At 34.1% G+C, this 12,288-nt stretch carries 8 protein-coding genes; all 8 read left to right on the forward strand.

Annotated features, from left to right (window positions below):
- Positions 1 to 236: 236 nt before the first annotated feature.
- The 8 genes from AC0VX1_RS09575 to AC0VX1_RS09610 all read left to right on the forward strand — a co-directional run bounded on the left by AC0VX1_RS09575 (position 237) and on the right by AC0VX1_RS09610 (position 11,890).
- Positions 237 to 1,382, forward strand: a complete 1,146-nt coding sequence (locus tag AC0VX1_RS09575; protein ID WP_475470917.1) for an Ig-like domain-containing protein — start codon at positions 237 to 239, stop codon at positions 1,380 to 1,382.
- A 431-nt stretch (positions 1,383 to 1,813) separates the two neighbouring features.
- Positions 1,814 to 2,539, forward strand: coding sequence for an RNA polymerase sporulation sigma factor SigH (gene sigH / locus AC0VX1_RS09580; RefSeq protein ID WP_475470919.1), 726 nt, complete (start codon positions 1,814 to 1,816; stop codon positions 2,537 to 2,539).
- Positions 2,540 to 3,301: 762 nt separating this feature from the next.
- Complete coding sequence (locus tag AC0VX1_RS09585; protein WP_475470920.1) at positions 3,302 to 3,850, forward strand: SMI1/KNR4 family protein; 549 nt, start codon at positions 3,302 to 3,304, stop codon at positions 3,848 to 3,850.
- A 485-nt stretch (positions 3,851 to 4,335) separates the two neighbouring features.
- Positions 4,336 to 5,154 (forward strand): ABC transporter ATP-binding protein, encoded by an 819-nt coding sequence (locus AC0VX1_RS09590; RefSeq protein ID WP_475470923.1) that lies wholly within the window; start codon positions 4,336 to 4,338, stop codon positions 5,152 to 5,154.
- Positions 5,155 to 5,637: 483 nt separating this feature from the next.
- A complete protein-coding gene (locus tag AC0VX1_RS09595; RefSeq protein ID WP_475470925.1) occupies positions 5,638 to 6,405 on the forward strand; it encodes a FadR/GntR family transcriptional regulator in 768 nt (255 codons plus the stop codon).
- A 486-nt stretch (positions 6,406 to 6,891) separates the two neighbouring features.
- Positions 6,892 to 7,917 carry a zinc-dependent alcohol dehydrogenase gene (locus AC0VX1_RS09600; RefSeq protein WP_475470926.1) on the forward strand — a complete coding sequence of 342 codons (1,026 nt, stop codon included), beginning with the start codon at positions 6,892 to 6,894 and terminating at the stop codon, positions 7,915 to 7,917.
- A gap of 175 nt (positions 7,918 to 8,092) precedes the next feature.
- Positions 8,093 to 9,433 (forward strand): MFS transporter, encoded by a 1,341-nt coding sequence (locus AC0VX1_RS09605; RefSeq protein ID WP_475470928.1) that lies wholly within the window; start codon positions 8,093 to 8,095, stop codon positions 9,431 to 9,433.
- A 1,107-nt stretch (positions 9,434 to 10,540) separates the two neighbouring features.
- The gene (locus tag AC0VX1_RS09610) at positions 10,541 to 11,890 is read left to right on the forward strand and encodes a gluconate:H+ symporter (RefSeq protein ID WP_475470930.1); all 1,350 of its coding nucleotides are present in this window, start codon (positions 10,541 to 10,543) and stop codon (positions 11,888 to 11,890) included.
- Positions 11,891 to 12,288: the final 398 nt, after the last annotated feature.

The raw sequence follows: 12,288 nt of genomic DNA on the forward strand, positions 1-12,288 counted from the left end.
CAATGAAACTTCTCTCCACTAAGAACAGAAAAAATTTTAGGCTATGTAACTTCATAGGGGAATTCAATTGCTATTCTTCGCCATTTCTCTTCCTAATTCGCAGCGTGAACCTTAATCGTTTGGATTTTAATGTATTTTTATGTAAAAAAGTATAAAAAAGAAACTTATGGAAATTCAGGTACTTATGTATTAATATGAGTAAATAGTTCTTTATAACGAATTTAGGGGGACGTATTGTGCGTAACAAAGGTATATTGTCATTGGTAGCTGCAGGTCTATTTGCTTCATCATTGTCTGTAGGTGTTGTTAAGGCAGAAGGAAACGATAACGGGGTGGCGAGGAAGGCCTTTGAAAACAAAGTGGAAAAGCCTCTTGAAAAAGCTATTATTGATTCTAAAACATTTAATCAACTTGAAATAAAACTAAATGGTTCTCAATCGCTATCAGTTAAAGGTTCTAACAAAATGGGTAGAATCAGTAGTTCTTCCAGTAGTAATTATATATTGGAATCTGAGCCCAATAACGACTTTGATTCAGCAGATATTACTTCTTATGAAAAATCATCTATTGGTCAATTGCTTCCTTTGAATGATTTGGATTTACATAAAGTAGTCGTTCCTAGTGATGGAGTTTTGTTAGTTGCAGGATTTACGGACTCATACTTTATTGATCTTGGGTTCGGGGCAGTTCAAAAAGATTTTGTTGAAAACAATAATTTAGAATATTTAGGCTATGAGGAAGATGCGGATGGAGTTGAAATACAAGCGTATCAAGCTAAGAAGGGCACATACTATGTGGGTGTCATAGACCTAGATAACGAATATATTGACGATAATACAACAGAAGACATATATGCTATCGGAACTGGATTTGTAGACAATGTTAAACCATCTAAGCCAACTGTTTATAAGGTTGATAATAATGACAAAGTATTAACTGGAAAAGCAGAGGCTAATTCTACTGTTACTGTTAAAAATGGAAGTAAGGTGTTAGGTTCAGCAAAAGCAACATCAAAAGGTACGTTCTCTATTAAAATACCTGTTCAAAAAGCAGGAACTAAATTGACAGTCACAGTTAAAGATAGTACCGGCAATGTGAGTTCAAGTGTATCGGTAACTGTTGCTGATGTTGTTGCACCAAGCAAGCCAACAGTAAATAAAGTAGATGATAACGATAAAGTTGTAAAAGGGAAAGCTGAAGCAAACTCAACTGTAACTGTTAAAGTAGGAAGTAAATCCATTGGTTCAGCAAAAGCTAGTTCTAAAGGGGTCTACTCAGTTAACATTAAAGCACAGAAAAAAGGAACGACACTTTCCATAACTGCAAAAGATAAAGCAGGAAATACTAGTTCTAAGAGAACGATTACAGTGGTAAAACATTAAATGGTGTATACACAAGTCGAGGTTAACTCCTCGGCTTTTTCTATTGGTTTTGAAATGATTTTCACCACGATGGCATCTTAGGTGAATGAAGCAGGAAAACAAAATGTATAATATCGTTAATAGTAATTAAATTAATAATTGTTAATAAGACAATGGAAGCAATGTTGGTCGTTTTATCAGAATTGATACCAATAGCATGGTTACATATCGAGCACGAATACCTGAAAAAGGTTGATGTAGTATTTTTCATATACCAATCTCCTCCTAATTAAAAGAGATATGCAATAAAACAGCATAAAAAGAGGGTGTAAACGGTTCCTTCAAACTAAACGAAGGTGTAAAGGAATGTAGTTAATTGTCGAAAGAATCTAATATCATCGGAGATTGCTAAAGGCTATTATTAAATAAACTGGTAACATATCGCATATAAAATGGTCGTCTGTTTAAACAACAAGGCTCAACTCAATGCAGCCGGTGGAGGGATTTTTGTGAGTATAGCTATCGAAGAAAAACCGTCATTCCTATGTGCTAATTTTGAAGATGGAGTATTAATAGAAAAGGTCCGGCAAGGAAATATGGAGGCACTAGAAGTTCTGATGAAGAAATATCAATCTTTTGTAAAGAATAAGGCTAACAGATACTTCTTAATTGGGGCAGATAGAGAAGATATTATCCAAGAGGGGATGATAGGATTGTTCAAAGCCATTAGGGATTATAATGGCTTTGAACAATCTTATTTTAAAGCGATTGCAGAACTATGTATCACGAGGCAAATCATTACAGCCATCAAGGCAGCTACTCGTCAAAAACATACTCCGTTAAATTCTTCTATTTCGCTTGATATGCCTATATATAGAGAAAATCCGGAACATACTCTTATGGAAGTAATGACAGACACCGTTATTTCTGATCCCGTTGCGATATTGATAGATAAAGAATCTGCTGATGACTTGGAATTAAAATTATCTGAGGTTCTAAGTCCATTAGAAAAGAAGGTTTTGGCTTTTTACTTAGAGGACCTTACCTATATGGAAATGTCTGATAAATTAAATACTCACGCCAAGTCTATAGATAATGCGTTGCAGAGAGTGAAGAGAAAATTGGAGAGTTTATTAGAACTTAGAAATAGACATGCAATTGAAGGTCACCTTCAATAGATAAAAGAGCCGTTTGCTATTAAGTTGCTCTTTTGGCCAAAGGGTTATAAAATCCTTTGGCTTTATGTGTTTGAAAAACCTTAATAGTATTTCATAGTGCATTAAAAAAACAACAAACACCGGTATGGAAGGAAGGGCACTGATGTTATCAGAAAGATTAAAACAATTATTCTCGTAACAAGCAAGTGGAATAGACTATACCATTCTACTAGCACCAATACTGTAATTGGCTACTTAATTTCTATAGCTCACCAATATGGAGAACTTATTTTTTATGGATACCCATTTTATTATATAGAAATAGAGACGATTCTAGTAATAAAGAATACCATCGTTGTTATACCTTTATGTAATATGGCGTTTTTCTTTTAAACAATGGATATCATTGTTGAGTACCGGGAGTATTCACAAGATACTGCAGAATTTGTAAGGAAGTTTTCTTTAGAGGGAACAGATCGAAGGTTTGCTAATATTGGTTCTCCAAAGGTTACAACACCAGTAGGATGCAGCTGATATAAAGGTAGTACCAGAAAATGATCGAACTAAGAGAGATAATAAACTTAAGGATAAATTTATGCCATGGTATATTAAAACATATTGAGATCCAAAATGGCCGGGAGTTGAAATACATCATGAATTGCCATTAAAATATGGCGGAACAAATTCGATGTCTAATTTATTCCTATTGCCAAAAGACTCCATCAACAAAAAGTAACTCCTTGGTGGGCTTCATATTAATTAATAATGGAGGGGATTAGTGAATTGAGTCATTTTGTACAAAATACATTGTCCGGATTAAAGACATTATTGGATAACAAAGACCAAATGAAGTCATTATCAGAGGAAGGGGAAGTCTATAGTGTTTCGTGTTCTTTTAACCCACCAATAAAGACAACTGAAGTTAAAAAGTTTGAAAGTGAACACGATATCAAGCTTCCTGAAGACTACAAGGCGTTCTTAACCCTCCATAATGGAGCAAGAATATATGAATCAGTCGATGACGACGGTGTTAACATAGGAGGCGGTCTTCATTTATTTAGCTTAGATAACATAAAAGAAACCCAAGAAGTTGAGTATATAAGTGAACATGGGATTCCTATTGCACACCTATTGGAAGATTGTTATCTAATACTAGATATTGAAAAACTAAAGAGTGGGGATTCGAATTACCTTAACATTTTAGAATTTACAGATATAAAAACTTTAAACCTTAACTTTGAAATCTTCTTAGACCGCTACATTATTTCGCAAGGTGTGCCGTTTTGGAGCTGGCCTATATACACAGCTGAAAACTACTATAGAACCAGGTAAAATAAATAAAAGAGCGATTGCTAATTAAATGCAGTCGCTCTTTTTGATTACTATTTCGATTCGATGTCAAGTATCACTGTTTGTTTGTGTTTTACATCACTCTTTCAACATAATACTAATTTAGTTGAAAGAGTGATGTAGGTAAATAAAAACCAGAGAAATCCCTGGCTTAATAAACAATATGTATATAAATTTATTAATTTAGCAATTACATAAATCTACTGTTCTAGTTTTGCCCCCTTGGGTGAAGGGAATCAACAAAAAAATAGAAAAAATCAAAACAATGCTAAGGAAAAAAATTACAAAACGTTAAAATTTTAATATAATTACATTATTCAGTTAATTTGGTTTTTACACTAACGCTGATTGCTAGTGGACATTGGTTCTTGTCTACTAACGTAGCAAGGGACCACAAAAACTTTAAAAATTTTGTACATGGGGAAAACCGTTTGTAAAAGGCTTTAATACCTTAAGGAGGAGAAAAAGTGAGTCGAACGAAAAGCATCATTTCACTTAAAAATATTATCTGGAAGCGAAATGGAAAGCTGTTATTGAATGGGGTTTCATGGGAGGTCCAAAAAGGGGAACATTGGGCACTTCTAGGTCTAAATGGATCAGGGAAGACATCTCTTTTAAAAATGATTACAGGTTATCAATGGCCGAATAGTGGTGAAGTGTCCGTTTTGGGAAATCTTTTTGGAAAAACGAATATTCCTGAACTGCGGAAATCCATCGGCTGGGTGAGTTCCTCATTAGATCAGGAATATCAGTCACGCCCAAATGATACAGCACTTGAAGTAGTTTTAAGCGGAAAATTTGCTTCAATTGGATTATATGAGGAAATTACAGAGGATGATGTAAAGAAAGCAAAAGCATTACTTGACCAATTCAGAATCAAATTTTTGTCTAACCAATTTATCCACACACTCTCTCAAGGTGAAAAAAGAAAAGTAATGATTGCAAGGGCCCTTATGTCTTCACCGCAATTATTAATCTTAGATGAGCCTTGCAATGGACTGGATATTTACTCTAAAGAAGAGCTGTTAGCATCTATTGAAGATATGACTGCTGCACCGAACGGCCCGACCATTTTATATGTTACACATCATATTGAAGAAATCGTACCAGCTATAACCCATGCTATGTTAATCAATTCGGGGACCGTTATGGATAAAGGAGAAAAAAGGGACGTATTAACCGAATCATTATTGGAAAAGACCTTTCGTGTCCCAGTCAAAGTAGAATGGGAGAATGAGCGTCCCTGGATCCGGATTAAATCCCTGTTATTTTCTGAGAAAAAATAAACCTAGTATGCAAAAGAGTAAAGTAAAGCGTTCGTAATGGTAAAACTACAAGGTGAATATAGATTCCTTTCCATTGGAGGCCTAATTAAATAACTGGATTTAGTGAGGCATAATAATAGTCGTTAGGACATCTTAATGTAGCCCATTATGTAGAATGGTAGGTGTCTGTTCTGGCTGTTATCATTTGATAACTCCTAAAGTTAATGTATTTATATATATTTTATATTTTTCTTAAAGGCTTTATTTTGCTTTTGGTGAAAAGTGATTCAATCTGGATAATAACGGAAGCAGGGGAACTGTTAGTATATTGCCCAGAATATAAGAAGATATTATAATAAGATAAGTATGCGTCTTTAAATATAATAGTTGTCTACTTTGTTTGTTGTACAATAAGGTAACGTTTAGACTAATATCCATTTATTTTAACAATATTAGATGTAGGGTGAGTAAATGTAGGATAAAATGAGATGGAAACTGTTTTATATGATAATAAAATTGGATTGTAATTCAAACGTAAGATTAAAAAAATTTAAGAATGGGGTGTTTTCAATTAATTTCAATCCAGTCTCCAGTAAAAAGTTATATGTTCAAATTTATAATCAAATTCTTTCTAGTATACTTTCAGGAGAATTTAAAATAGGTGATAAACTACCAGCGGAGAGAGAATTATGTGAACAATTTGGTGTGAGCCGTGCACCAGTCAGACAAGCTCTTAGTGCTTTGGAACTGAATGGATTTATCTATTCTCGACAAGGTGAAGGTGTTTATATTCAAAGTAATCAACCTCAATCAGAGGATTCTAAATCTGATCACGTTTTAGACTCTATATCACCAGAGGATATTATTGATGCTAGAATGAATATCGAACCGCTTATTATAAAATTTGCTGCTGAAAGAGCTACAGATGAAGATATTCAGGAGCTTCATACAATTATTAATAAGATGGAAGAAGAAACAAACGCGGGTGTATATGTACCCGAAACAGATGAGGCATTACACTTTGGGATTGCAAAAGCAACACATAATGAACTATTTATTAAAATCATTTCAGACATTATTAGTTCGATGAAACAGCAAGAAATGTGGCAATTTATTCGTGATCGTACCGTTACTCGACCAGATTATCGAGATGTTAACTTTCGTGAACATCAATTACTGATTAAAGCAATTGAAGAACACAACCAAGAGGAAGCAGTGAAACTCATGACATCTCATATGCAAAATTTATATAACCGATATTGGATTGACTAATTAGATGAAATGTCTATATGCTAAACCATTATATTTAACCTTAGAAAATTGAATTTCCTTTAATAAAGAAAAGGCGAAGCCATGCAGTTGTCATATACCTGCATAGACTTTGCCTTTTTTGTATTTTAGTTCAATTTTATGAATATCCGATTTTCGTTAATATCAACAGGATTGCCCTATCAAATTGGTAAATGGAGGTACTCAATTTACCAATTTGATTAAAAGTACTTGACGATAACCATAGATCGTAAGTAAACTGTTAATATAAGGTTACTTAATAGACAAGTAGTGAAGACACTAAGTAACACAGGTCACCTTTTAATCATCATATTTAATGATTAGATTGTGTAAACTATAAACATTTAGTATATCCAAGCTCTTTTTTAAAAGAAGTGTAAGCGCTTTAGGTTTGGATTTTAGTGTTTATGAAAAGTGTTTTACATGTCTATTAAGATACTAAATGATGTTAAAGATAGGAGGGTCTATTTGAGAGCTGCAGTAATTGATAAACCATATTCTGTTGTAGTAAATCAGGTTGACACGCCCAATATCAAACAAAGCCAAGAAGTGAAAATTCAAGTGAAGGTGACTGGAATATGTGGTTCAGAAGTACACGCTTATCATGGAACACACCCTTTTCGGGTTCCTCCAGTTATCTCAGGGCATGAACTAGCGGGAATAGTAGTGGATGTAGGAAATGAAGTATCGAGTGTTTCTATAGGTGATCGAGTTACGGTAGAACCCCATTACGGATGTGGTACTTGTAAGCGCTGTCGGTCTGGGGAATATAATATTTGTGAACACAAAAAAGTATTAGGTACACAAGAATGGACAGGATCGTTCGGTGAATTTATAGTTGTTCCAGAAAGCACGGTCGTACCATTACCGAATAATGTGTCCTTTGAACAAGGTGCTTTGATTGAGCCGCTAGCGGTTGGTATACACGCTGTCAGAAAAGCAAAAGTCGGTCTTGGTGATAAATTGGCCATTTTGGGCGCTGGGCCAATTGGGTTAGGAATTTTATTAGCAGCAAGAAACTCAGGTGCAACAACAATATTCATTACAGATGCATTGGAATACAACTTGGAAATTGCGAAGAGACTTGGAGCTACCCACCCAATTCAGACATCAAAAGTAGATGCCATTGAAACGATTCTAAAAAAAACAAACGGAGACGGAGTCGATCATGTATTTATAGCCGTTGGAATCCAAGCAGTATTGAATGATTCTTTTAGGATAGTAAAAAGGGGAGGCAAGGTCTCCGAAGTAGCTCTATTTGGAAAGAAACCCGAAATTGAAATTTCCTATCTTCAAAATAAAGAAATCCAGATTATCGGCTCCAATATGTATACGAGGGATGATTTTGAAATCGCGGCGGATGCCATTGCAACTGGCATGTTTGATACCTCATTGTTTATTTCAAAGATATTACCCATCGAAGAGGCCAAGACTGGTATGAAGATTGTTGATGAGAAGCTCGAAGATGTGATAAAGGTATTATTAAAATTTTAATGATTTAATCCTTCATAGTTTCTATGAAAATAACAAAAAGTTAAAATTGTTCTACAACAGTAAGAAGAATTTTCCAATATAAGAGGTAGATAAAATTGTAAACGTTTACTCCGCTATATTGCTATAACTATGAACAATGTACCATAAATAGTCCGGAACTAAGGAGTTGTTTAGGATGAATGTACATCAATTAGAACAATCTACTACCAAAAAAGTAACAATGAGGTTAATTCCGTTTTTATTCCTGTGCTTTACCATTTCAATTCTAGACCGGGTTAATATAGGGTTTGCAGCACTACAAATGAATCAAGATTTAGGGTTCTCAGATGCTGTTTTCGGTTTAGGAGCAGGAATTTTCTTCCTTGGGTATTTCCTTTTGGAAGTACCTGGAAGCGCTATGATGAGCAAAGTTGGAGCTAGAAAATGGATAAGCCGTATTATGGTCACTTGGGGGATTATAGCGGTCCTTATGGCTTTCATAACAGAACCTTGGCAATTCTATACTGCTCGTTTCTTACTAGGGATTGCTGAAGCTAGTTTCTACCCCTGTATGGTTCACTATTTAAGCGGTTTCTATCAATCTAAGCACCATGCTAAAGCCATTGCTGGATTTATGATTGCAATCCCAGCAGCAAATGCAATTGGTTCACCACTTTCAACCTTTTTTCTAGGTATTGATTGGTTAGGGTTCTCTGGATGGCAATGGTTATTTGTATTAGAAGCAATTCCTGCCATTATTCTAGGTGTTATTTGCTACTTCTATCTTGATGATACAATCGAAAAAGCAAACTGGTTAACAAAAGATGAAAAGAAATGGTTAATTGATGTTACAACTAAAGAACAGTTAGAAAAGCAGGCAGTTAAACACTATACTTTCACGCAAGCGTTAAAAGATCGAGAAGTTTTAATTTTATCTGTTGGATATTTTTTCTGGATGATTGGGTATTATGGAATTGTAATGTTCTTACCAACCATCACGAATGGACTGTCCGAGCAAACAGGCTTAAGCATGCAATCATTGGGATGGGTAATTGGTGCTATGTACTTTTTCGCGATGATTATGATGTACTTTGTAGGAATCCACTCTGATAAAAAGAACGAAAGACGTTGGCATGTGGCAGCATGTTTATCTATAAGTGCGGTTGCCATGGTAGCAGCTACATTTGTTCTAGAAACAAATGTATGGTTAGCATTTGGATTATTAACGATTAGTTTAAGTGGAGCGTTCGGTGCTTACTCCCCATTCTGGGCTATCCCACCTTCTTTCTTAACTGGGGCAGCCGCAGGCGGTGCGATTGCCTTGATTAACAGTATCGGTAACCTTGGTGGTTTCTTTGGTCCATATATTGTAGGTTGGATTAGAGATTTAACAGGTAACTTCCAAATAAGCATGATTTTCCTAGGTATAAGCTTAATAGTAAGTGCCATCATCGTCGTTACTTTAGTTAAAGTATCAGGAAAGTCTCTAGTTAAAGGAGAAAATGCGTCTGTTGAAAAAAATATCGCTAACATGTAATCCGATTAGAGTCATCAATACAATTAAGAAACTACGGCGGATTGCTATATAGTTGCTGGATTTTCTTAAATCGAATTTTGATTATAAAAAAGTGAAAAGTTTTTCGTATTGACAGGGAAAACAAATGAGAAGCCTAGAAAATAGTTCTAAAAAAAGTTCTGAAGTGACAAACACTTAATGTAAAAATAAATAATTTGGTAGGAAAAGGGTCATTCATAAGTTGAGCAGTCAACTATGAATGACCCTTTTTATATTCAATCTTACTTATTTATGAATCTGGTAATAATTTATGGAAGTATTCTTATGATCCAAAAACAAAATCATATATCAATATCCCAAAGAATGTAAGGGGATTATGGGTAGAGTTGCCGATTTAACAAGTTGTGGTGATGTATCTGGAATGAATGTAGCTATTCGTGCGGTAGTAAGAGGTAATGATTTTATATTTAAATAGTAGTGACATGACACCATAAAAGCGACAATGGACTTATTAGACAGTCCATTTGTCATGTTTATGGTATGAAAAATTAGTAAATTAAAGTATTTGATATGGGTTGACACTATATAAATATAAAATTATACTTACGATATCTACTTAGTAGACAAGTTTACAATGAAATAGTCCTATAAATTAATATGTCTAGTATCTACAGGTGAAAAGGTTAATAGCTTACATCTTCTAATAAATAAAATGAAAGGGTTATCATCTCGTTGTATAGAGGCATTATGGAGGCTGCTAGGGAAATGATTAATTGTCTAAGTAAGTTTAAATGATTTATTAGAAAAGGGCACTTGAAAACAAAGCTAAAAATTAAGGTAAGAGAAAATCATATTGCTGAACACAATGATTAAATGTTAATTGTGAATAACTATATCTGTGTACCATTTTCTCCGTTACTATATTAAAAATTGAAAGCGCTATATATGAAATTAATTTCTAGATTCACAAACTAGAATATTTATATTAGAAGAGTATTTTACATAAATTAATAATAACGTGCATTTCTGGAAATAAAAGTTTAATCCTAACAATGAGTGGAATCAATTTAAGTTTAACTGGATGTAAAGGAGGAAGAATGTTGAAATGATAGATTTGGAGGGTTATTCATGCCATTATTAATAACAGCTATTGGAGTTTTACTACTACTTATCTTAATAATGAAATTTAAACTAAATACCTTTGTATCCTTAATTATTGTCTCATTTCTTTTAGCTTTGTTCTTGGGAATACCACCGGAATCAATTGCTGCGACAATTGAACACGGTTTAGGAGGGACACTAGGTCATATTGGTCTTATCTTTGGAATTGGTGCTATGCTAGGAAGATTAATTGCTAATGCCGGAGGATCCCATCGTATCGCTGTTACTTTAATCAATAAATTTGGTAAAAAGAAAATACAGTGGGCGGTTGTATCTGCTTCATTTATCGTAGGAATCACATTGTTTTATGAAGTTGCCTTTGTATTATTAATTCCGATTATCTTTACCATTTCAAAAGAGTTAAATATATCGATTGTCAAGTTAGGTCTCCCAATGGCTGCAACTTTATTAGTCACTCACTCTTTCTTACCACCACATCCAGGTGCGACTGCTGTTGCAGCAGTATATGGCGCAGATGTAGGTACTGTATTAGTTGTTGGTACTATCATTGCAATTCCAACAGTTATCATAGCTGGGATTTTGTATCCTAGGCTTATTGGAAAACTAATGCCAGAAATATTCAAGAAAAAGAGAGAGCTTTCTCAATTAGAGGAACAAAAACATATTGATTTAGAAGATACACCGGGATTTGGCATTAGTGTTTTTACCGCTACCTTTCCCGTCATATTAATGGCTATTGGAGCTATTGTTAATGCAATTCAAGGGGCAGCAGGTTTAGGAGATAATTTATTTTTTATGGTGATTCGATTTATAGGTAATGCATCCATAGCGATTTTACTTTCGTTCTTGTTAGCTGTTTATACAATGGGAATCAGAAGAAATATTCCAATTAAGAAGATGATGGATTCATGTGGTTCATCCATAAATGCCTTAGGATTATTACTTTTAATCATTGGTGGTGGCGGAGCCATAAAACAAGTACTTATCGATGGTGGTGTGGGTGATTATATTGCAGAAATATTCTTAGGTTCATCTATTAATCCACTAATTCTTGCATGGTTAGTAGCAGCATTATTACGTGTCGCGTTAGGATCTGGAACAGTTGCTACTTTATCGACTGCTGGTCTAGTTATGCCAATGTTAGCTCAAACTCCCGACATTAACTTAGTATTAGTTACTCTTGCAACTGGTGCCGGAAGCTGTATGGCATCTCATGTAAATGATGCAGCCTTCTGGATTGTTAAAGAATACATGGGAATGGATATGAAAGAGACATTTGCAACATACAGTGTAATTTCAACTATAACTGCTATTGCTGGATTAATATTTGTATTAATACTAGATATATTTATGTAAAAGTATGGTATCTAGACAAAGGGAATATAATTCATTTGTCTGGTACTACTATTAGTATATCAATCATTATAGAAAGCGTGATTGTATTGTAATAATCGTCATTAAGCAATGAAAGAAAATGATTGGATTAAACTTGATTATAATAACAAAATTTCACATTGTACTTGTAGTAGTTTACGTGCAGATAGAATCAAAGACATTGATCTATTAAAAAATATTAAAAATAGATATTTTCCTAATATGTAGTAAAGCTGACAAAATAATCGAATTGATAAAACTAATGAAAAGGTTTTCTTAAAATGTATTGACAAGGATAAACAATAGATTTATATTAAACCTATAAGGTACTTAGTAGACAAGTAGACAACATTATAATAAGACAACTAGGAGAATTCTTT

This window comes from Peribacillus sp. QJM3NY_7 (genome assembly GCF_056173225.1).

What these genes read in the sequence shown, in the direction of transcription:
- sigH (WP_475470919.1), top strand. Translation starts at nt 1,814, where the DNA reads ATGGTCGTCTGTTTAAACAACAAGGCTCAACTCAATGCAGCCGGTGGA.
- AC0VX1_RS09595 (WP_475470925.1), top strand. Translation starts at nt 5,638, where the DNA reads ATGATAATAAAATTGGATTGTAATTCAAACGTAAGATTAAAAAAATTT.
- AC0VX1_RS09605 (WP_475470928.1), top strand. Translation starts at nt 8,093, where the DNA reads ATGAATGTACATCAATTAGAACAATCTACTACCAAAAAAGTAACAATG.
- AC0VX1_RS09610 (WP_475470930.1), top strand. Translation starts at nt 10,541, where the DNA reads ATGCCATTATTAATAACAGCTATTGGAGTTTTACTACTACTTATCTTA.